The organism is Mucilaginibacter sp. P4_C11 (genome assembly GCF_056402115.1).
The window spans coordinates 105,699-127,349 of record NZ_JBFUIA010000019.1 but is presented as its reverse complement, the minus strand read 5'-3'; the positions used below and the strand labels follow the sequence as shown (position 1 = coordinate 127,349).

21 protein-coding genes and 1 pseudogene are annotated in these 21,651 nt (G+C 47.0%); 15 read left to right on the top strand and 7 right to left on the bottom strand.

The features are described 5' to 3' along the window. The first annotated feature begins 89 nt into the window (after positions 1-89). Both metH and metF read left to right on the top strand, forming a co-directional pair. Positions 90-3,779, top strand: coding sequence for a methionine synthase (gene metH / locus AC1DU2_RS18410; RefSeq protein ID WP_477385865.1), 3,690 nt, complete (start codon positions 90-92; stop codon positions 3,777-3,779). 326 nt (positions 3,780-4,105) lie between these two features. Next, positions 4,106-5,062 carry a methylenetetrahydrofolate reductase [NAD(P)H] gene (metF, locus tag AC1DU2_RS18405; RefSeq protein ID WP_477362580.1) on the top strand — a complete coding sequence of 319 codons (957 nt, stop codon included), beginning with the start codon at positions 4,106-4,108 and terminating at the stop codon, positions 5,060-5,062. Positions 5,063-5,152: 90 nt separating this feature from the next. Here the strand turns inward: metF and AC1DU2_RS18400 are convergent, their stop codons facing one another. Next, positions 5,153-5,812 (bottom strand): DUF6891 domain-containing protein, encoded by a 660-nt coding sequence (locus tag AC1DU2_RS18400; RefSeq protein ID WP_477385863.1) that lies wholly within the window; start codon positions 5,810-5,812, stop codon positions 5,153-5,155. An 82-nt stretch (positions 5,813-5,894) separates the two neighbouring features. Here AC1DU2_RS18400 and AC1DU2_RS18395 point away from each other — a divergent pair, with 82 nt between their 5' ends. After that, positions 5,895-6,452 (top strand): hypothetical protein, encoded by a 558-nt coding sequence (locus AC1DU2_RS18395; RefSeq protein WP_477385861.1) that lies wholly within the window; start codon positions 5,895-5,897, stop codon positions 6,450-6,452. 281 nt (positions 6,453-6,733) lie between these two features. On the opposite strand, the gene AC1DU2_RS18390 is transcribed toward AC1DU2_RS18395, so the two are convergent. Next, complete coding sequence (locus AC1DU2_RS18390) at positions 6,734-7,108, bottom strand: hypothetical protein (protein WP_477385859.1); 375 nt, start codon at positions 7,106-7,108, stop codon at positions 6,734-6,736. A 218-nt stretch (positions 7,109-7,326) separates the two neighbouring features. Further along, positions 7,327-7,812, bottom strand: a pseudogene (locus AC1DU2_RS18385) (magnesium chelatase subunit ChlI family protein); the annotation flags it as partial. Between AC1DU2_RS18385 and AC1DU2_RS18380 the strand changes: the two are divergent. The 3 genes from AC1DU2_RS18380 (at position 7,731) to AC1DU2_RS18370 (ending at position 10,363) form a co-directional block, all read left to right on the top strand. After that, positions 7,731-8,276 carry a helix-turn-helix domain-containing protein gene (locus AC1DU2_RS18380; RefSeq protein WP_477385907.1) on the top strand — a complete coding sequence of 182 codons (546 nt, stop codon included), beginning with the start codon at positions 7,731-7,733 and terminating at the stop codon, positions 8,274-8,276. The pseudogene AC1DU2_RS18385 and the gene AC1DU2_RS18380 overlap by 82 nt on opposite strands. Positions 8,277-8,666: 390 nt before the next feature. Next, entirely contained in the window at positions 8,667-9,455 is a 789-nt protein-coding gene (locus AC1DU2_RS18375; protein ID WP_477385857.1) for a DNA/RNA non-specific endonuclease, read from the top strand. Positions 9,456-9,520: 65 nt separating this feature from the next. Continuing rightward, a complete protein-coding gene (locus AC1DU2_RS18370; protein ID WP_477385855.1) occupies positions 9,521-10,363 on the top strand; it encodes an ion transporter in 843 nt (280 codons plus the stop codon). Positions 10,364-10,687: 324 nt separating this feature from the next. Here the strand turns inward: AC1DU2_RS18370 and AC1DU2_RS18365 are convergent, their stop codons facing one another. Next, the gene (locus AC1DU2_RS18365) at positions 10,688-11,554 is read right to left on the bottom strand and encodes a hypothetical protein (protein ID WP_477385853.1); all 867 of its coding nucleotides are present in this window, start codon (positions 11,552-11,554) and stop codon (positions 10,688-10,690) included. A gap of 321 nt (positions 11,555-11,875) precedes the next feature. Between AC1DU2_RS18365 and AC1DU2_RS18360 the strand changes: the two genes are divergently transcribed. Genes AC1DU2_RS18360 through AC1DU2_RS18350 form a run of 3 tightly spaced genes read left to right on the top strand, consistent with a single transcriptional unit; the run spans position 11,876 to position 14,419 of the window. Further along, positions 11,876-12,043: a hypothetical protein gene (locus tag AC1DU2_RS18360; protein ID WP_477385851.1), complete on the top strand. Its 168-nt coding sequence runs from the start codon at positions 11,876-11,878 to the stop codon at positions 12,041-12,043. A gap of 43 nt (positions 12,044-12,086) precedes the next feature. Then, positions 12,087-13,748, top strand: coding sequence for a sensor histidine kinase (locus AC1DU2_RS18355; RefSeq protein WP_477385849.1), 1,662 nt, complete (start codon positions 12,087-12,089; stop codon positions 13,746-13,748). Positions 13,749-13,753: 5 nt separating this feature from the next. Next, the gene (locus AC1DU2_RS18350) at positions 13,754-14,419 is read left to right on the top strand and encodes a response regulator transcription factor (protein WP_477385847.1); all 666 of its coding nucleotides are present in this window, start codon (positions 13,754-13,756) and stop codon (positions 14,417-14,419) included. 96 nt (positions 14,420-14,515) lie between these two features. Here the strand turns inward: AC1DU2_RS18350 and AC1DU2_RS18345 are convergent, their stop codons facing one another. Continuing rightward, positions 14,516-15,184 carry an SH3 domain-containing protein gene (locus AC1DU2_RS18345; protein WP_477385845.1) on the bottom strand — a complete coding sequence of 223 codons (669 nt, stop codon included), beginning with the start codon at positions 15,182-15,184 and terminating at the stop codon, positions 14,516-14,518. Between the two features lie 536 nt (positions 15,185-15,720). Here AC1DU2_RS18345 and AC1DU2_RS18340 point away from each other — a divergent pair. The 5 genes from AC1DU2_RS18340 to AC1DU2_RS18320 all read left to right on the top strand — a co-directional run bounded on the left by AC1DU2_RS18340 (position 15,721) and on the right by AC1DU2_RS18320 (position 18,837). Then, a complete protein-coding gene (locus AC1DU2_RS18340; protein ID WP_477385843.1) occupies positions 15,721-16,014 on the top strand; it encodes a DUF3892 domain-containing protein in 294 nt (97 codons plus the stop codon). Positions 16,015-16,045: 31 nt separating this feature from the next. Next, the gene (locus tag AC1DU2_RS18335) at positions 16,046-16,426 is read left to right on the top strand and encodes an HNH endonuclease (protein WP_477385841.1); all 381 of its coding nucleotides are present in this window, start codon (positions 16,046-16,048) and stop codon (positions 16,424-16,426) included. Between the two features lie 3 nt (positions 16,427-16,429). Then, positions 16,430-17,011, top strand: a complete 582-nt coding sequence (locus tag AC1DU2_RS18330) for a hypothetical protein (RefSeq protein WP_477385839.1) — start codon at positions 16,430-16,432, stop codon at positions 17,009-17,011. Between the two features lie 2 nt (positions 17,012-17,013). Then, positions 17,014-18,009, top strand: coding sequence for a DUF4407 domain-containing protein (locus AC1DU2_RS18325; RefSeq protein WP_477385837.1), 996 nt, complete (start codon positions 17,014-17,016; stop codon positions 18,007-18,009). A 309-nt stretch (positions 18,010-18,318) separates the two neighbouring features. Then, positions 18,319-18,837, top strand: a complete 519-nt coding sequence (locus AC1DU2_RS18320) for a hypothetical protein (RefSeq protein WP_477385835.1) — start codon at positions 18,319-18,321, stop codon at positions 18,835-18,837. Here AC1DU2_RS18320 and AC1DU2_RS18315 read toward each other — a convergent pair. Then, complete coding sequence (locus AC1DU2_RS18315) at positions 18,834-19,637, bottom strand: hypothetical protein (protein WP_477385833.1); 804 nt, start codon at positions 19,635-19,637, stop codon at positions 18,834-18,836. The genes AC1DU2_RS18320 and AC1DU2_RS18315 overlap by 4 nt on opposite strands. A gap of 327 nt (positions 19,638-19,964) precedes the next feature. Continuing rightward, complete coding sequence (locus AC1DU2_RS18310; RefSeq protein ID WP_477385831.1) at positions 19,965-20,219, bottom strand: helix-turn-helix domain-containing protein; 255 nt, start codon at positions 20,217-20,219, stop codon at positions 19,965-19,967. Between the two features lie 693 nt (positions 20,220-20,912). Between AC1DU2_RS18310 and AC1DU2_RS18305 the strand changes: the two genes are divergently transcribed. Further along, a complete protein-coding gene (locus AC1DU2_RS18305; protein WP_477385829.1) occupies positions 20,913-21,134 on the top strand; it encodes a helix-turn-helix transcriptional regulator in 222 nt (73 codons plus the stop codon). The last annotated feature ends 517 nt before the right edge of the window (positions 21,135-21,651 follow it).

Here is a 21,651-nt window from a genome sequence, read left to right as displayed (position 1 = left end):
TAGCAAGATTTTTTTGTGTTGATCTAATTAAAAATCATGGGCCGGAGTTTCCGTACTTGATACTTGATACTAACTACTTGATACTAACCATGGACATTAGAAAAGAATTAGAAAAACGCATCCTTGTAATTGACGGGGCTATGGGTACCATGATACAGCGGTACCAGCTTACCGAGAAGGATTTTCGTGGTGAAAGGTTTAAAGATCACATCAGCGATCTACAGGGGAATAATGACCTTTTGAATATTACACGCCCGGATATCATCAAGGCCATTCATGCCGAGTATTTGGATGCCGGTGCCGATATCATCGAGACCAATACCTTCAGCACACAAATTATTTCACTGGCCGATTATAAGCTGGAAGAGCTGGCCTACGAACTTAGCTACGAAGGCGCGCGTATTGCCCGCGAAGTGGCCGACGAATACAATCAAAAAAATCCATCAAAGCCGCGTTTTGTGGCGGGTGCCGTTGGGCCAACCAATCGTACAGCGTCCTTGTCGCCAGATGTTAACGACCCTGGTTACCGCGCCGTTACCTTTGATGATTTGGCCAATGCCTATTACGACCAGGTACGTGGCCTGGTTGATGGCGGATCGGATTTATTATTGGTTGAAACCATATTTGATACCTTGAACGCCAAAGCGGCCTTGTTCGCTATCAATAGATACGCCCATGAGTCGGGCAAGCATTTGCCTATCATGATCTCCGGTACTATTACCGATGCCTCTGGTCGTACCTTATCGGGGCAAACTGTTGAAGCTTTCTGGAACTCGATACGCCATGCCAACCTGCTTTCAGTGGGCTTAAACTGCGCTTTGGGTGCCAAAGAAATGAGGCCGCATTTGGCCGAACTTTCTGAAAAGGCAAACGTATTTATCTCTGCATATCCTAACGCTGGTTTACCAAACGAGTTTGGCCAGTACGACGAAACCGCGCATGAAACCGCGCACCAGGTTGATGATTTTATTAAAGCCGGGTTGGTTAATATTGTGGGTGGTTGTTGTGGCACCACACCGGAACACATCAAATGCATAGCCGATAAAGCGGCCAAATATCCCCCAAGACTTATCCCCGAAATTGAACCCGACCTGCGCCTGAGCGGCCTGGAAGCGGTTACCATAAAGCCCGACAGCATATTTGTAAATGTGGGCGAGCGTACCAATATCACCGGTTCGCCAAAATTCTCGAAACTTATTTTATCTGAAGATTATGAAGCCGCCTTGGCCGTTGCCCTGCAACAGGTAGAGGGCGGTGCCCAGGTTATCGACATCAACATGGACGAGGGCATGATTGATTCGAAAGCGGTAATGGTAAAATTTCTGAACCTGGTAGCATCCGAGCCGGATATTGCCAAACTGCCTATCATGATCGATTCATCAAAATGGACCGTTATTGAGGCTGGTTTAAAATGCATCCAGGGTAAGGGTATCGTAAACTCCATCTCGCTTAAAGAGGGCGAAGAAAAGTTCATTGAGCAGGCCCGCAAAATCCTGAGCTATGGCGCTGCCACGGTTGTAATGGCCTTCGACGAAACCGGCCAGGCCGATTCGTTACAACGCCGTATTGAGATATGTAAAAGATCATATGATATACTGGTTGATGTGGTTGGTTTCCCTCCTCAGGATATCATATTCGATCCCAACATCCTAACCGTTGCAACCGGTTTGGAGGAACATAACAATTACGCGGTTGATTTTATTGAAGCCACGCGCTGGATAAAACAAAACCTGCCACATGCCAAAGTGAGCGGCGGGGTAAGTAATATCTCCTTCTCTTTCAGGGGCAACAATGTGGTGCGTGAAGCCATGCACTCGGCATTTTTGTACCATGCCATTGGCGCCGGCATGGATATGGGTATCGTGAATGCCGGCATGCTGGAGGTTTACCAGGAAATAGATAAAACCCTGCTTGAGCTGGTAGAAGATGTACTGCTTAACCGCCGCGATGATGCCACCGAACGCCTTGTTGAATACGCCGATACTATAAAAAGTAAAGGCAAAGAAGTTGTGCGCGATGAAGAATGGCGCAAAGGAACCGTTCAGGAAAGATTATCGCACGCGCTTGTAAAAGGTATTATTGAATACCTGGATGACGATGTGGAAGAAGCCCGCCAAACATACAGCAAACCACTGGAGGTTATTGAAGGCCCGCTAATGGACGGTATGAACATTGTTGGCGACCTTTTTGGCGCCGGCAAAATGTTTTTGCCACAGGTAGTAAAATCGGCCCGGGTTATGAAAAAGGCGGTGGCTTACCTGTTGCCATTCATCGAACTGGAAAAACAACGGGTTATTGATGCCGGCGAAGACAGCAGCGGCAGCCGTGCCAATGCCGGTAAAATATTGATGGCCACCGTAAAAGGCGATGTGCACGATATTGGCAAAAATATAGTAGGCGTAGTTTTGGCCTGTAACAACTTCGAGGTGATTGACCTGGGCGTAATGGTACCGGCGCAACGCATTATTGAAGAGGCTAAAAAACAAAATGTAGATATCATCGGCCTCAGTGGTTTGATTACGCCATCGCTGGATGAGATGGTCCACTTTGCCAAAGAGATGGAGCGCGAAGGTTTTACTATTCCGTTAATCATTGGCGGGGCTACTACCTCGCGTATCCATGCGGCTGTTAAGGTCGATCCGCATTACTCGGGTGCTGCAATCCACGTGCTTGATGCATCGCGCAGTGTTACCGTGTGCAGCAGCCTGATGAACCGTGATGGCCGGGATGCCTATATCAAAAATATTAAAGAAGAATACGCAAAATCGCGCGAAGCGCATTTGAATAAAAAATCGGATAAACGTTTTGTTACTATCGACCAGGCAAGGCAAGCCCGTTTCCAGGTTAGCCTGGACGGCGATGTAGCGCCTAAGCCAACGTTTACCGGTACCAAAGTATTTGAATCATATCCACTGGAAGAATTAGTCCCTTATATCGACTGGACACCGTTTTTCCATACCTGGGAATTGCGCGGCAGCTATCCTAAGATATTTGCCGATAAATTTGTGGGCGATGAGGCTAAAAAACTTTTTGATGATGCACAGGTATTGTTAAAAAAGATAGTAAAAGAAAAGCTGCTACACGCCAACGGTGTTATCGGTTTTTGGCCGGCCAATAGTGTTGGAGACGATATTGAATTGTATACCGACGAAAGCCGCACTACTTTGTTAACCCGCATCCATACCCTGCGCCAACAGGCCGAAAAGGTTAAAGGCGACCCGTATTATGCGCTATCGGATTTTATCGCACCAAAAGAAAGCGGTGTGCCCGATTATTTTGGCGGCTTTGCCGTAACCACAGGTATTGGCTGTGATGAACTGGTTGCTGAATTTGAGGCCGACCATGACGATTATAACAGCATTATGGCCAAAGCCCTTGCCGACCGCCTTGCCGAGGCCTTTGCCGAAAAAATGCACGAACTGGTGCGTAAAGAATACTGGGGCTACAGCAAAGGCGAACAGCTAAGCACCGACGACCTCATCAAGGAAGAATATCAAGGCATCCGCCCGGCCCCAGGCTATCCTGCCTGCCCGGACCACACAGAGAAAACAACCTTATTTGAGTTATTGAAGGCCGAGGACAATGCCAAAATGCACCTTACCGAAAGTTTAGCCATGACACCTGCAGCAGCTGTAAGCGGGTTCTACTTCGCGCATCCTCAGGCCAGGTATTTTGGATTAGGTAAGATAAGTAAAGATCAGGTGGAGGATTATGCTTTGAGGAAGCAAATGACAATTGAGGATGTTGAACGTTGGCTTGGTCCTAACATAAATTATTAAAAGTAGAATAAACAAAAAACCGTCATTGCGAGTATTCACCAGCGGAGCTGGAAAAAAAAGTAATGACATGGCTGCAACCGGGGTTGTTGTAGAGACGCAACATTTTGCGTCTCCCACCAGACAAGCGGATTTGCAAGGTTGGATTTGCATGCGGGAGACGCAAAATGTTGCGTCACTACATTAAAAAATATTGATAATAACATACAACAAACCGTCATTGCGAGGTACGAAGCAATCCCGAACTATACAGGGCGGATTTGCAAATCGGGGATTGCTTCGTACCTCGCAATGACGGATATAATAAGAAACTCGTACCAGAACAAACAATGAAAATAACGGAACATATTGCTAATGCAAAAGGCAAAACACTTTTTTCCTTTGAACTTATCCCACCACTGAAGGGTCAGAGCATTCAGGGCATCTACGATGCCATTGACCCATTAATGGAGTTTAAGCCGCCGTTTATTGATGTTACTTCGCTGCGCGAGGACTTTATTTACAAGCAGCATGATAATGGCTTGCTGGAGAAGTTGAGCTATCGCAAACGCCCGGGTACCATCGCCATCTGCGCGGCTATCATGAATAAGTACAAGGTAGATACCGTTCCACATTTATTGTGCGGTGGCTTTACAAAGGATGAAACGGAGAATGGCCTGGTCGACTTGCAGTTTTTAGGCATCGAGAATGTGTTGGTTTTGCGCGGGGATGCACGCCGGGGCGATGCATCATTTGTGCCAACCCCCAACGGGCATAACTACGCTACCGATTTGCTGCAACAAGTAGTGAACATGAACAACGGCGTATACCTGCATGAACATAACGACGATAGCCTGAAAACCGATTTTTGCATTGGCATTGCCGGCTACCCCGAAAAGCATTTTGAGGCACCAAACCTTAAAACCGACTTTAAATACCTGAAACAAAAGGTGGATATGGGTGCAAATTTTATTGTTACCCAAATGTTTTTTGACAACCAGAAATACTTCGATTTTGTGAATAATTGCCGGGCCAACGGCATCAATGTGCCTATCATACCAGGGTTAAAACCTGTTACTAACTCAAAACAGTTAATCGGTTTAGCAAAAACCTTCCATATTGATATGCCCGAAGATTTATGCGACGCGGTTAACGGCTGCAAATCAGAAAAAGACGTACGGGATATCGGTGTAGAATGGATGATAAACCAATGCCGCGAGTTAATAGCTTTTGGCGTACCGGTACTGCATTTTTATACCATGAGCAACGCCGGGCCAACTAAAAGGATTGCGGAGGCGATTTTTTAGTGGGCTATTAAGATTTTCTATTGTGAAAATGATGTTCTAAAGTAAGGGCATCGTTTTTTGTTTGTAAGCCTGTTACTTTGTTTACTCTCGCTACCATAACTTCCAAAAAGGTTTCTGATCTGATCGCGGTTTAGTCAACATTTGTATAACCCGCTCTGCTCCCCATTCTTCATCGTCGGGTATTTTTTTCCAGTCGATGTTTACAATTTCTATCCGTTGGGTAACTGTGCCTGGCCACTTTACCTGGAGGCCGTTTTCCCTGAGTGCTGCAACAATCATTTGGGCAACCTGCAAAGCTTCATCATCATTTTGCGTAACGCTATCAAAACCTAAGTACAAGTTCCGGGTATTAGGGTCAACAGCCCTGGCTAAATCCTGCGAGTGATAATAGCAAAAGCTATTAGCTTTAACACCTAATTCATCCAACCGTTCTATGGTCTCCATGCAATCGCCTTCGCCATCTTGTTTGGTATAACCGGCGTTGTGCAGGCATACTATCTTTTGCACAATCAGTTGGTCGAATGCTTTGGCCAGCTTTTCAAATCCGGTTGGTTTTGTCCACTGCAAAGCTTCCTTTTGATGCTGATTGTATTGTTGGTGGATGGTTTGTTTTAACCACTCTTCGTCAATGTCATCCTCTTCATAAAACATATCTTCTAAACCTTCAAAAATCTGTTGCTCATTTTCAAATCCAAACTTTACATCCAGTTCTATTTGCTCTAAAGCCTCGTCTTTCAGGTCTTGTGTCATTGGGAGCGCGATATTTAATATTTTTCTTAAAAGCTAATTATCAAATATCTACATTTAACTATTACCATCCACGTTACTATCTATGGATTTTTTCAGCCACATCAAATCTGTTATTGGTATTATATTGGGCCTTAGCATTACCCATTTGCTTAAAGGGGCGGCTAAGCAAATTCAGCATCCGGGGCGCAATAAACCTTATTGGGTGCACAACCTGTGGGCCTTTTACATGTTCCTGTTATTGCTGCATTTTTGGTGGTGGGAGTTTAACCTGCACGATATTAAACACTGGCTGTTCCTGGAGTATTTCTTCGTCATTTTTTATATTGTAATTTATTACAGCGTATGCGCCCTGCTATACCCCGAAGACCTGAACGATTATAAAGATTACAACGATTACTTTTATTCGCGCCGTAAATGGATATTCGGCATATTAGGTGCAAGTTACCTGTTAGATATGGTGGATACTTTTATAAAAGGACAGGCCTATTACAGCCACTATACACTGGAATACCCTATCCGTAATATAGGTCATTTTGTACTATGCATGGTGGCCATGAAAGTGAATAACAAAACTTTTCATGCCATGCTGGTAATTTTATTTATCGCTTACGAATTCTCTTATATTTTAAGGCTATTTTAAGCTAAAAAGATATCCCATATACAGGATGTCTTTTTTTATCAGCTAATTTATTTGCAAAAAACAACCAGGTTTGTTTTTACATAAAAAATAGCCTGCCCCAAAGGATGTAGGGCTAAACTGGGTATTGGTCGGGGTTGCCGTTTATTGGCTCTACCTTTGTCATAGCAAACTGAATATTTTTGCTCATATTCCATCGGGATGTTTGTGATGTAAGTTGTTGATAATCTTTCCCACTTTAATACCCCGGGGGGATTCGCAATGTAACAACACAAGCATGGACATTATAAACCCTCAATTTCAGCGAATTTTTTACTGATAATTTCAAGGATTTTACATTTGGAATCTGCACTGCAATTCGCAAAGCCTCCCGAAATAGCAAACCCTATCAGCCTGGATTTACTCGATTTGCTGATTACAAATTCTTCTATTGTTTGTGGTAAGCAACTACAATTCAAATAGTCTTTTTTTAACGATAGCGACTGTAGACTATTAATATTTAACGTTTGTAATATTTTCAGAAACTCTTTGTCGTCGATTTTTTTTGCTGATGAAAGGGGTAGTTGCTTATAAGCCATAAGCATTGAATCCTGTGCAAAATAATAAAGTTCATCATCTATCATGGCTATAGCCGTCAATATAGGTTTGGCCTTCGTCATATTATTTAGATTGTACTTATAGATACATATATACCTGTTTTTATTGAAATTGCTTCCGTTTCTGTTGCAGCTTAATAAGATTAATGAAAATACTGCTATTTTTAAAGTCGTCTTCTTTAAAATTCCCATACCTGTTTTTATCAAGCTACCCTTTTTCAGCCTACCTTTCGATTCTATGACTTCAAACTACCGTGTTTTTGAGTCTCCTTCTCACTACGCTACCCTGCCCATCCCTCTCTATCCAAACTCCTGAAATGAATAGCTTCGGCCAGGTGTTCCAGCTTAATTTCTTCGCTGGCGGCAAGGTCGGCAATGGTGCGGGCTACCTTGAGGATGCGGTCATAGGCGCGGGCGCTCAGGCCAAGTTTTTCCATGGCTTTTTTCAGAAGGGTTTGGCCGGCGGCATCTATTTTGCAGAGGTCGCGTACCATTTGGGGGCTCATTTGGGCATTGGCATGTAAATCGGGGCGGTTGCCAAAGCGTTCTATCTGTATTTCGCGGGCTTTGATCACGCGTTCGCGGATGTTTTCACTTTTTTCGGCCAGCCTGTCTGACGATAGCTCGTTGAAATTCACCGGGGTAACCTCCACATGCAAATCTATCCTATCCAGCAGCGGGCCCGATATCTTGCTCAGGTATTTTTGCACCATTCCGGGCGGGCAAATGCATTCTTTTTCGGGGTGGTTGTAATAGCCGCAGGGGCATTCATCCGTACACGTTTCTCCCATGCACGAATATATTCAAAAATCGCGGAACGAAGCACTACGAGGACTATCCGCAGACGGTTGGCGGGCATATCAGGAAGAAGCGCATCGAAAGCGGGCTATTGCAAAAGGATATTGCGAAACAACTCTGCGTCTCTGAGGATACGCTTACCTACTGGGAAAACGAGCGTTCCCTGCCGCAAATTCATCATTATCCGGCGATAATTTCCTTTCTCGGCTACTATCCCCTTGGCCACGAAACGGACAGCCTTGCGGGAAAGCTGAAGCAGATACGGCACTGCCACGGCCTCAACTTCAGGCAGTGCGCCGCTATGCTACAGGTTTCGGTTGACGCGGCGAAGCGGTGGGAGTTCGGCAAGCCAGTGGCATACCCAAGCACAAGGCAACTGATCGAAAACATCTGGCAACGATTGCCTAATCGCATGCCACAACACCCCTATTAGGGGTGTTTTTATAACGCTTTGGACCACTTAACTGATACTTTCCGACAAAGGTTTATCACCGCAACAGGTGAAAAAAAATGAGGGCTTGATTTTGACAATAGCGGCATAGGTCAAAGTTACCTACGCCGCCACTGGGGTTCCTAACGCTTCTTCTCTCCGGGCTTGTGCACGTGCGGTTTTAAGGCCGGGTGCTTCGGTGCGGTGGGCGGATCCACGCGCTGTCTCCTGTCGGGCGTCCCGTCTTCGTTTTCCCGTTTCGGTCCTGGCTTGATTGCTTCAATAGTATTCATCATGACGTAATTGTTTTTTTGGTAAAGGAAAAAACAAAGTGCCACTTTCTTTTACGGAAAACCGTAGGTCTCCTTTCCTTGCCGATCACTATATTTGGTCATGCCCAAACGATCAGTCCTTACGCTGCTTGCCTTCTGTTTCTTTGCGGGAAACCTTCCCGCTCAGGAAATCAATTCGACCTACGTCAAGGCGCTTTACGAAAAATATCCCGCTCAAAAATCCGATTTCTGCGCCAGCTGCAAGCTGTGGGTAAACCCCTACTACAAGTCAATCGCGGATACCGCCAGGCACATGCCTCTTCTTACCTACTACGTCTATACGAAAGCGCACCGGCTGCAGCAGGAAGCGTTGGGGTTGCCGCGCAACGGAGCCTATGCCGCCTGGCATGCGGCAAGCGGGCAGCCCGAGGAAACGAAGCTTTATCGATATGCCAACAAGAATTCGACGGATATGATCGCAAGGGGACACTGCCAGCCTTGGATTTTACTGGCTTGGTGCGCCGACGCGGCCGTCCTGTCGAATACCTATACCTTTAATGCCGGGATGGAATATCAGGGACAGAACATCGGCACAGAGCTGGCAACCGAGGAACTTTGCAGAAGGCTAACGGGGCACCGTGGCGAAGCGGCTACGGACACCGTGAAAATCTGGTGCGGAACGTTTGGTGCGAAGCAATGCTATGCGCTCAACGCGCTCGCCGCCACGGTGCCGGCATATTACTATAAGGTAATTCAATACCGCGAACGCGACGCACGGGGCGACACCATCATTTGCTACTGGATGCCGAACGAGCCCGGCGAAAAGAGAAGTGCGCTGTCAAAAAGACTCGTCAGTTACAAGAACCTTGTAGCAAAGATTGGCTACGACCCCATGGTCATCTTCAATTAAGTTTTGCATTTGGATCATCCGCCTAATATCTTTTCAATCCCGATTGGACCTTTAAACTTGCCGCTATGCTTGCAAAATCCCCCTCCCTTAATCGTGCGGACCGACATGGCCCGTACAGGTCATTAAAGAAAAAAGTTCATTTGCTGTTGGATCCTGCCGATGGCGGCACCTTTTGGGATCGGGTAGTAAATGGCATCATAGTGTCGCTAATCCTGCTGAACCTATTGGCCGTTTGCCTGGAAACCGTCGAGGGCCTTTACCATAGCTACCGTTCTTGGTTCAACAATTTCGAGCTGCTTTCCGTCGCCATTTTCACCATCGAATACCTCTTGAGAGTCTGGTCCTGCACCAGCGTCCAGAAATATGGCCACCCCGTCAAGGGTAGGCTGCGGTACATCGCTTCACCCGGCGCGCTGGTCGACCTGGCGGCGATACTGCCGTTCTATTTGCCGTTATCAGGGCTGGACTTGCGGTCGCTTCGTTCCTTGAGAATGATCCGGTTCACCCGCTTTTTCAAGCTCGGCAGGTTTCTGAACGCTTCGCGGGTTATACGCAGGGTGTTCGCCTCTAAGAAAGAGGAACTGATGATCAGCATGCTGCTGGTGTTTACGCTGATCCTGGTCGCCGCAAGCGTTATGTACTTTGTGGAGCACGACGCGCAGCCGGATAAATTCTCCAGTATCCCCGAAACCATGTGGTGGAGCGTGGCTACGCTGACAACGGTCGGTTACGGCGATGTCTACCCAATTACCGGCATTGGAAAGACGCTGACGGCATGCATCTCCATCCTGGGTATCGGCATGTTTGCCCTGCCCGCTGGCATACTTGCGTCCGGGTTTTCCGAGGAATTCAAGCGGAAAGAAGGACACGCGGCCAAATGTTGTCCGCATTGCGGAAAGCATCTGTAGCTATTGCTCAAACTTGCAAAGTTCCAGTTTCCTTCTTTTCGCGTCTTCCAGCGTAATTTCAATGATATGATGCGTGCATCGGCTCAAGCCGCGGCAGTCATTTCTAAGATGGTACTTTTTCGCGTTGGGACTGTCGCAAAGATAAGCCGCACTTTTGGGCTTAGTTTGGTTGCACATCGAAAGCACGAGGAACAGTGAGAGGGTTTTCATGTAAGGTCAAATCAATAGTTCGATTAAATTTCGTATTTCTTCTGGTAATCAGTAAGTTTATGGCAAAATTAAGCAACCGACACTTGCATTCTTACGGTTTTCCGTAACCTCGGCTTATTTGCCCCCGTCGCGTCGATTTCGGCAAAAATTTACGACATAGTCCGTAACTTTCTTGAGCTTTTTATCCGGATGCAGCGGATGCCTCCCTTCCGCGGTGAACACTTCTATGCTATCTCCAACTCTCGCCCACCACAATCTACCAACAGAATAACCCGTCAGCGTATCTACCCGTTTGATCCGGCGAAACCCGCGCAATTTGGCACCGTCAAACGCGATTAGCGGCGTATCTAACCGGGGCACGCTGCAGGACGTTGCGACGTAATGGTCATTATCCCAATACATGCATTTATTATCCTGCGGTAAAAGCCACCATACCAACGCTCCTATCAAAAGACCAGCAGGCCCGAGCAACCATCGCCAAACTTTCCTATTAACTGGTGGGGGTGTTGGGCGAATTTCCGGTGGCGTGCTTTTTTGCGGCTGCCTGGTTTCTTCATCTTGATCTGTTGTCGGAGGAACAACTTCTTCCTCTTCAGATATATCCGGTCTATCCTTTCCGGCGTCTAAATATTTTGAATACGGCCGATCAGGAAAATCAATTAACCAGGCCAATAACTCTACATTTTCCTGTGACGTCTTTATCCCCGGATTATCCAGGAAATTCTTGAAGCCCTGAAAATCGTCTCCATCGGTATCCCTTATTGCAGTTAAATAATCAGCGTCAGTCAAATCCATTTCCAGAAAGCGATGCAAGGTACGTTCGTCGCGCCTCTCCAACCCGTTTTCGATCTTTTGACTGCACTGTCGCCTAATCCTATCCCGGGTGAGCCGGTTAAGCCAATCATCTTCTCCTTTGGCGCGCTTTTGAAAATAAGCGTTAACAACGACTTCCTTGTAGAGATTTAATTTATCTGTATACATCACCCTAAAAATAAGGTATTTCCGGAAACTTCAAGGAATGTACGGAATAACAATGGAAGTAAAGGAAGAAACGGAAGAACGTACCACCGTGCGTTTGGGCCGCCATACCTTTGCTTCATAATCAAAACAACCTCTGGTCGGCCGGTCGGGGCAGTGCACGAAATTGATTTAAAACAGCGCGACGAAAGCGGGAGCCAGTATCCGGCTTGGGAGGCAGATCAAACTCCCGTTTTCAGACGCTCACTTCCCAAAAATTAATCTGCCATCCGCGGGATAGTCCCGCAGGAACAGCAGGATCGTTAACCATTAATTTTTAGAGAAATGTTTGAATTTTTTTTCGCCATTTTTATGGCACTGTCATGCCCTGCGCATAAGCATAGTAACAACCCTCATCAAAACGGCCAGGTGGCCACACAGGCTGCCGATACCGGCGGCGACGGTTCACATGTCCCGCCACCCCCTCCGCCGCCACCCCCTTATGGAGGTTAACAAAATAAGGCACGCAAAGCGTGCCTTATTTTGTTTAATTTAGTTGAAAAAACAGTTGAAAAAACCTGTACTGCTATTGCTCCTGGCCGTTTGGCTTTTCCCGTCCTGTCAGAAAACCGGCAAGCAGGCAGCTATTGACCCCTGGGCTGCTTATCGAAAGGCGTATGCGCTGCTCAGCACCAACAAGGATTCCGCTTTTTTGGAGTTCAACAAACTGGCGGAAAATTCAATAGATAAGCAGAAAGTCGCGCTCGCCTATTACAATATGGCGCTTCTGCAGTCAGATGCCGGTGATCACTACGGCGCGCAGGAAAGCCTGACCCAGTCGCTGAAATCATTGGATGAACGCAGGCCGGGGGACCGGAATTACCTGGCGATCGATTACAACGAACTCAGTTTGGCCAGTTTTAACCTCCGGGATTACAACGCAGCACTTGCCTACAGCGAATACGCTTTAAAATACGTGGCGGATTCAACTCTCCGCCACTATTTCCTCAATAATAAAGGGAATGCCCTTCAGAAATTAAAAAGGTATCAGGGGGCGATTGCCACCTATTCGCAGGTCCTGCTACTTACCGTAAACGACAGTATCGAACATCCCAAGGCATTAACGAACCTGACCATGACTAAGTGGCTGAAGGACCCGGCTCACGACGCAGCACCTGACCTACATACGGCACTGGCAGCCCGGCTCAAAAAGCAGGATACCTGGGGGCAAAATTCAAGCTTCGCGCACCTGTCTGACTTTTACAGCAAAACAAAGCCGGATTCCGCGTTACTTTACGCGCACAAAATGCTTGTCGTTGCCGATCGGCTACAAAGCCCGGATGATAAACTAGAGGCCCTTCAAAAGCTGATCCTGCTATCCCGCCCGGCAAGAATCAAAGCCTACTATCTACAATACCAGGCATTAAACGACAGTCTGTCGTTTGTCCGAAAAGCGGCAAAAAACCAGTTTGCGTTGATCCGGTACGGCGTGGAAAAAAATAAAGCCGACAACTTTCAGCTGCAAAAAGCGAACACAGAAAAAAAATACCAGCTCGGGTTCGTCCTCCTGTTGGTATTGACCGGCATTCCGTCCATGATCATTTGGTACCGGCGAAGAAAGCAGCGGCTGCAGCTCGAGGCCGACAATCGCATCCGCCAGGACAGGCTTCAATTATCGCAACGGGTGCATGATGTTGTCGCCAACGGCATCTACCGCGTAATGAACGAAGTCGACTACAGCGAGCACATTGACAAAAACTACCTGCTTGGCCAGCTGGACCTGATGTACGAGCAGTCGCGCAAGATCAGCCAGGACGAGGAACCAAAGCTGCGGGAAGAGTTTAGCGAAAAACTGCAGCAGCTGGTTAACGCTTTCAAAAGCGACGCGATCAAGCTGGCCTTGTCCGGCAACGAGCCGGAACTGTGGGAATCCATAAGCGACAAGATCAAGGCCCAACTGGAACCCGTGCTGCAGGAGCTCCTGGTCAACATGAGCAAACACAGCCGCGCCTCGCGGGCCGTCATCGAGTTTGAAGCGCAGTCCGGCCAGCTCCTAGTCAGCTACCGGGATAACGGGATCGGCTTCCCTGCGGGCATTCGTAACGGAAAAGGTTTGCACAATACGGAAAACCGTATCAGGGCCTTAGGCGGCAGCCTTACCTTTGAACAGCAGGAAAAACCAGGTGCATGCATTCAAATTTCCATTCCCGCTAACTGACCATCATGTTTGAACACGTTATCATCGCCGAAGACCACGAAATTGCAAACATTTCCTTGCGAAAAACGCTGGAGGACATCGGCATACCGAATCCGGACTATGCCTTTTTCTGCGATTTGACTCTGGCAAAAATCCGTAAAGCGCTTGCTAATCATCAACCTTATGACCTGCTGATCACGGACCTCTATTTTGAACCGGAAGGGAGCACGCGTCAATTGCCGGATGGCGCGGCGCTGGTCAAGCTGGCGAAAGGCCTTCAACCGGGCTTAAAAACACTTGTATTCTCGGCAGAAAGCCGGCCGTCCATTATAAGGCAACTGTTCGATGAGTTGGACATTGACGGCTACGTGCGCAAGGCACGCGGCGATGCCGGCGACCTGAAGGATGCCTTAAAACGTATCGCCGGCCACCAAAAGTACCATCCGCGGGAACTCCGCAACGAGGCTGCAAAACAGAACATGCACTCTTTCACCAATTACGACAAAACGATTGTCCGGCTGCTGGCCGGCGGCATGCCGCAAAAAAGCATTCCCGATTACCTAGCGGCGAATGACATCCAGCCATCCGGCAAGAGCAGCATGGAAAAACGGTTAAATCTCGTCAAATCGGCCATGAATTTCACCAGTAACGAACAGCTGGTGCTCTTCTGCAGAGAAATGGGATTGATATAATATTTTTATTCGACGGCTTTCTTCTTCCAGTTTTTCCCGCCTAGGTCGCGATAGTGAAAGTCCTGGTAAGGATACCAGTCTCTCACATCTGCTGCATCAAACGTGGAAAAGGGATACCAGGTGATCCGCAAGGCGCAAGTAATCTTTATCTTCCAATGGGTAAACAAGCACCAAATCCTTTATTGACTCGCTGTCGTATACAGCCACGTTACATTGCATGGTGCAGTTTATCCTACGGAACGCTTTTGTGAATGCAAATACGTAGTCTTTATCGAATCGGCGACGTTTGAGCCAAACGTGAAAGTTTTGAACGGCAGCCCGATGATCGGCCACCATAATTTCATACTCCTTAGGGTTCAGTTTTGCGGTAGTCTTTTTATCCATATCCCGGACACTGGTCAACGCTTCAGAAGGCACCCAGCCTACATACGTGTCCTTAAGCCAATCAGGTTCAATCACCCGGATACTTGTCCAATTACTTTTTTTGCCGAGAATCTCGACTATCATGGATTGATCCACTGTACAATATTGCGTTTCGCGAAGCGCATCCGAAGCTTTTTGGTTTATCAGTGTAGCGAATTTTTTTCCGGGACCCGTACGTATGGCGATATCTTCACCAACGACCGTATAAAACGTAGACACACTATCTGCGGCCACTTGGGCGGAATCGACATTGCCGTTAGTGTTGGAGGTGCGCCCACCTGAGCAAGCGCTCAGCGCCAGCATTCCGGCAGCAACGATTCCGGCATAGGTTGTTCGTTTCATGATTGACCTAATTTAAAAACGGGAAAGATGATCGGTCACTGGTTCAACAGCAGAACAACAGCAAACCGATCACCTTAAGTCGGCGCTTAAACAGCAAAGCTGTCCCAGATCTTAGCTGGTGTGACAGGGGTTTGAACAGTAATAACAACCGTTTGCCCTTGTGTATCCCTGGTCCTTTGCTTTCTGGACGGCTGGACCGCAGGTGCTGAATTCGCCTAGGTACTCCCGGTTGGATGCGCTTGGCAGGAAAGAGCAACTCTGGTCATGCACTTCATGATCGCCGTTGCTCTGTGCGTTTTGGTTTACGTAATAGCTTTTCATAACTTCTTGCTTTAAGACAAGTCAAAAGTAAGCTGCCCCGGCCATAGTTATTTACGGAAAACCGTATCGCGAAATAAAGGAAACATCCGAAGCAGGCGCGTGTCTTCCGACTTGCCGATTCGACGCATAGTCCTCAAAAAATCTTGCCTTACGGTTTTCCGTAAAAACGGACATTCACTGCCAGCTACTTTTGAGGCTTACCAAAGCAAAACGTTATGTCAGTAAGAATCACATGCATAAAAAAGGATGATGGCGACCATGAAAATCCCTATGTCGCTATCAAGAGCTTGAATTGGCTGAATGAAGCCGATCAAAAAACGGGAACCAGTACCCGCCTGGAAATGTACGAATTTGTAGAAGGCGGCGGCGAGGCGTATGTAAAAGACGCGGCCGGCAACAAGGCAAAACTTGTCGCGAGAGTCACCGACAAGAATGCAAAGTATGTCAAAACGGTGGCTGACGATGTGCAATCCGATAACCTGCTAAAGCTGAAAGAGTGTAGCCAATAGGCGGAAGCCTGCAACGCCATACCCGTCACTTATGCAAATAAACCGTTACGACAAATCAGGAATCGCCGACCCAAAACGGGCCGGCCGCTACCGGCGCGGCGACAAGCAGGGTACGGACGATGCCACTAATCGGGCGGAATCCCCGCCCCCGCACGGTTCCTATGGCAACTTGCTTTTCGACCAAAGATGGAAGAATAAGCGCGCGGCGATTGTCACGCGCGATAACGGATGCTGCGTAATCTGCAAAAATGCCGAGGATCTGCAGGTTCACCACCGACAGTACCACTTTATCAGATCAGCAAACGCATTTAAAATGCCTTGGGATTACGCAGACCGCCTGATGATCACGCTATGCAAAAGCTGCCATCAGCGCGGACACAGTAAGTTTAAAGTACCAACCTTAACCCTATAAGCGATGTTTAGCTTTTTCAAACAACAAAACAGGAACGGAGCGTCTGCGCAAGCCCTCAATGGCAGTCATGCGCCCGGAACCTCCAATCTGCCCGAGATTGAAGAACGCGTGTTTATTGAACCTGCTGCGTCTACAGGCAACTTTACCGAACAGGCGCCGGCGCCTGTTCAGCACGATCACACAATCGGATCGCTTTACGCCTTTTTGGACCGCAACCACGAAGCAAAAGGATATGACGATGCGTTATTGAATCCGGACAGCAGCCATCTGGCCCAGAACGTAGAAGCGCTCAAAAATGAGCTGACGCGAACAATCCACAAAGTAAAGACGTTCTACGAGGATTTTATCCTGGAAACCGAATTCCATATCCTCAGCCGCGCCAGAAGCGGCATGATCGACATGGTTGAGGAGCTCGAAATGAAAAAGAAAATAGCGTCGGCACACATAGCTAAGGTCCGCGAGATTGAAGAAGCGACCACACATAGCCAGGGAGATTGCCAGGGCATACTGATGACCTACACAAGAGGGTTTAAGAATGGCCTAGCTGCAATATCGCATCATCAAATTTTAACAAGAAAATTTTAATCATGGGAAATTGGTGGATACGGTTCGGCTGTTTCTTGACAGGTTACAACTATGGAATTCTCAAAGGGTGCAGCGAGATGTCGCATCGTTCAGTTAAGCGATATACGGCCGCCTTGGTCATTGTTGGAATCTTATGGGCATTTATCGGGTATTCTTTTGTTAATAAATACTTACGTGGCAGCTGGTACGTAAGCATTTTCGGCGCACTACTGTTCCTGCTAATTGTCATTCAGGTAGAACGGCAAATCATCATGTCCGAAGGTGCAGGAAAGGCAAAATATTGGATTCGCGGCATCATTGCGCTTATCATGGCAATCATCGGCTCCATCATCATTGACCAGATTATCTTCCGGGAGGACATCGCCCATCGCCAGCTTTTCGAATTAAATGCCCAAGTCGATTCGCTGATGCCGGCAAAACAGGCTGAACTGAAACGGCAGGCCGCGGGTATTGATTCAAGCTTGAGCCAAAAAGAAGCCGAACGCAAGGCGTTAATTGACGAGATAAATAAGACACCTTTCGTGCAAACGGTCAACAAGGAGACAAAGGCCATGCCGGTTTCTACAACAAAAATCGATTCAAACAAGACCGCGGTTACCAGTACCAAACTCGTTACCAAAACCATGTTTGTCGTCACATCAGTGCCCAATCCAAAAATGTCGATGATTGGCGGTTTAGATCAGCAGATCAAAGAATTAAGAACTATAAAGATGGATCACGATGGCCGGATCGTAAAGTTGAGAAACGAGGTGGAACAGCAGGCGAAAGCCGATAATGGTTTCTTGTACGAACTCAAGTTGATGTACATGATTTTGCGCGATTCGGGTCCGGCACTTTTCGTCTGGCTGCTTTGGTTCTTTCTGCTATTGGGTATTGAAATCTTTATCGTAGTTAACAAGCTATCCCAGGTAGTGACCGACTATGACGTTTGCATTCTGCACCACATGGAGCTGCAAAAGAGAAAGCTGAACTTACTAGCTATGCAATCCGCACCCTAGACATCTATTTTCCTAAACCTTATCGCAATTATGGGCTGGCTTATCGTAAATCAATCCGCTCCGGGCCGTTTCGCATTAATCCATCCAAAAGTGGCATAAGCTAATCCGTTGGGGTGGGAGGCGGGAGAGTCAACTCTGGCCCCAAGTGAACTCATGTTTGTCTTAGTTCTAATGGGCGTTAGCTATCGTCAAAAGGTACCTGGTGGCTCGCCGTATATCGTCGACACTTTATTAACTCATAGGATTTTAAATGATGCTCTCAGATAGTTCCCTGTCAGTCCTCTTTTTTTATGCTAATAGTCTCACCAAGTGAGCATTCATCCGTACACGTTTCTCCCATGCACGAATGTATTCAAAAATCGCGGAACGAAGCACTACGAGGAAGACCCGCAGACGGTTGGCGGGCATATCAGGAAGAAGCGCATTGAAAGCAAGCTACTTCAAAAGCAGGTGGCCGAACAATTGAAGGTATCAGAAGACACACTCACCTATTGGGAAAATGAATGTACACTCCCGCAAATCCATTATTACCCGGCAATCATTTCGTTTCTTGGGTACTATCCGTTTGACCATGAAGTTGAGAGTTTGAGCGGCAAGCTTAAACAAATACGGCACTGCCTGGGCTTAAATTTCAAGCAATGTGGAGCGATGTTGCAAGTTTCTGTTGACGCGGCGAAGCGGTGGGTACGGCAAGCCGGTGGCATACCCAGGCACAAGGCAACTGATCGAAACGATATGGCAGCAATTGCCAAATCGCCTGCCACAACACCCCTCATAGGGGTGTTTTTTACGTGCATACTTACGTCTCTAAAAACTTCATTTTTTTAAGCAGGTTTCCTTACGAAGGATTCAACCGAGACGCCGTTCCTTTTTAACTTATTATCGGTTGTAGTTATTACAACCTTGCTCAATACGCCCTTCTCGTAAAAATAAGTCCGCACTAAAAAATAATTCCTAAAGGCAAACTCGTCCTTGGCTAGCCTGCCCCCCGTTAGGTAAACCGTCATGCTTTTAAGAAACTCGTGGTCGGGAATCCCGTAATCCGTTAAAAAAACATATGGCGTGCCATTGAAATAACATTTGACAATGTCCCCATCCGGCTTTTTAATTTTAGAGATATGCTTCGGCTTGGTGACACTCAAAATAAACTGTATGTCAGACACATAGTCTTCAAGCAGGGTCAGCGAGTCCCTTATCATCAACAGGCTTTTAGGGGGACTGATCGTTTTCCGACGCGTGCCGTCATTCACTACGTCAATTCTTAATAAGCGGCCACTGCGGTCATACGTATAGTGGAACTTCTCCGAAAGCTTATATACCGTTTTACAATCCTTTTTTATGACGTCAGCGCCCGTGAAATGCAGCTTGTCAGAAAGTCGGTTTTTATCCCCATAGGCGAATGCAGTGGAGTCGGTTGCGTTGCAGCCGACATAACTGTATTCAATCTTTTCTTTCAAGTTAGATTTAGAATCGTAGTAGCGCTCCTCCAAAAGCTTATCGGTCATCAACCTTTCGTTGAACGTGCTTTTCGTCAGCAATTTTACGATTTGAGTGCTTCTCTTTAGTTGCTGGAAATTCGGCAGCATGCACAGGCCTGAAAAAAGTGCGCCTATTAAATATCTTGTCATTGTACTTGATTGTTAGGTTTACAAAAATAGTCTTGTTATAAACCGCGGTCGACGTCAGTCGCCCCCGGCCTTTGTTCGTGCCAGTCGTAGCGGCCTTCTCCTGCGGGGCGACAAACGACTTTCCTACGTTATTTTCACATATTTATTATAAAAAAAATATAGCATGTATATTTAGAATTATCCTGTAACCGCTGAGTGTATTACCCCCGAACCGACATGGAGTGGCCGCCGCCGCCACCACTGCACAAGGAGGGATCTAAGAAATTAGCATCTCAAACAGCGAGAAGAAAACTCTTCGCTTAACCAGCGCGATAATTCGCTATCAACTTATCGGACAATGTGCGGGGGCTTATTCGGAATCTCCTCTAAGAGTTCGGAGGCCTTGATGTCGAGCGCCGTAAGGAGGGCAACCAAGACGTTCAGCCGAACTTCGACCGTGCCGCGCTCAATGTTTATCAGCCTGAGCAGGCTGATGCCCGTCATGCCAGAAAGTGCCTGTTGGCTAAGGCCGCGCAGCTCTCTTTCGTACGTCAGCTTTCTGCCAAACTTCTCAAGAAGGTGTTTTTTGTCGATGTCGTTCATGGTCGCTGCAAAAAAGGAAAAATAACAGAAGCCGAAACCTCGCGCCCGGCTCCTGTAAACCTAAACCTTATCACAATGCAGGCGAGGTGCCTGCTTGAATGACAAATATACGCGTTAATTCTGTTTTTAGTTTGTAATAATTAACTATTAATAAAAATCTTCATTTCGCGTACGTTAAGGCCAAGGCACGAACTTGTCGATGAAATCAAGTACCGTAACGGGCAGGAAATACACCAGGCAAAGGCAGAGCGCCGCAACGGCAACAAACCGCAACAGCCGATAGGTGTTTCTTACAGTCGCTGGCATAGCTAACAACGGTGTTCCCCCTTACGATCACTTCGCGCTGGCGGCGAGATGGTGAATTACCGCCTCGCACCAGCTCACCACGTGCACTCCAAGTTCATAAAGAAGCGCAAGGGCAATCAGTCCCCCGAAGATGAACTGCAAGAAATTTTCGTACCGTCTGTCTCGTACTGGCATGGCTGAATAGTTTTTCGTGATAGTTTTGTTTGTTTTTAGCTTCCGCGGAATATTTATTAAACGTAGAAGATATTTATTAAAAAATATAGCGATTAAAATTAGGGGAAATAAATTAAAATTAAAAGTGATAAATATCTTTTAATTTTAATTTATTAAATTTTTAGGAGTATTTTGTAAAAAAGGCGTCCTTTTTATCTTCTCTATCTTTGCCGGATGGAAAAGGAAAAGCGCGTGTACAACCGGATCAAGGCGCATCTTGCACTCAAGCGAGTGAAGAACAAGGCCTTGGCGGAACACCTTGGAGTAAGCGTGCAGACGGTCTCGAAGTGGTGCACCAATTTCAGCCAACCGTCCCTGCCGGAACTCTATGCGATAGCAGAATTTCTTGAAATAGGCGTGTGCGAGCTGCTGGAGCCAAGCCCGGCGAAGTACTGACGCAATCCTCCACTCCGTTAGGCAACCATCAGGAAGCGGGCATCCTGCGAAATCGGGCTTTTTCGTTTTTGCCGTAGTCCATTTTCCTGCTCTGGACGAAGCTTAAGGAAAAATATTTAACTAAAAAACCTTTGCAATCAATAATGCCAATTTCAATCGTGAAATCTTAGTTAGTTATTCCTAGATAACCAGATAATTTAAACCAAACCTAAATGCTATGTCTTAAGTCACTTTTATTCTAATGTGCAATCAATCGACGTTGTGCGCAACGTTACACCGAAATTGAGCCAAACCAACGTGCAGTTTCCAGACACATGGAGAAGTTGGTTAAGGTTCTTGGCCATCCACCAGTACCAAATACGATTCTACTTTAACCCACTTCCCGGCTTCAATTTCGAAACAACCATCTATGATGATCGTGACATACGGCAAGCACGCCAGGCGGCAAAAATAACAAGAGCCGAGTTCTCGAACCCGGCTCTTGTTAACCTAAACCTTATCGCAACACGGGCGAGGC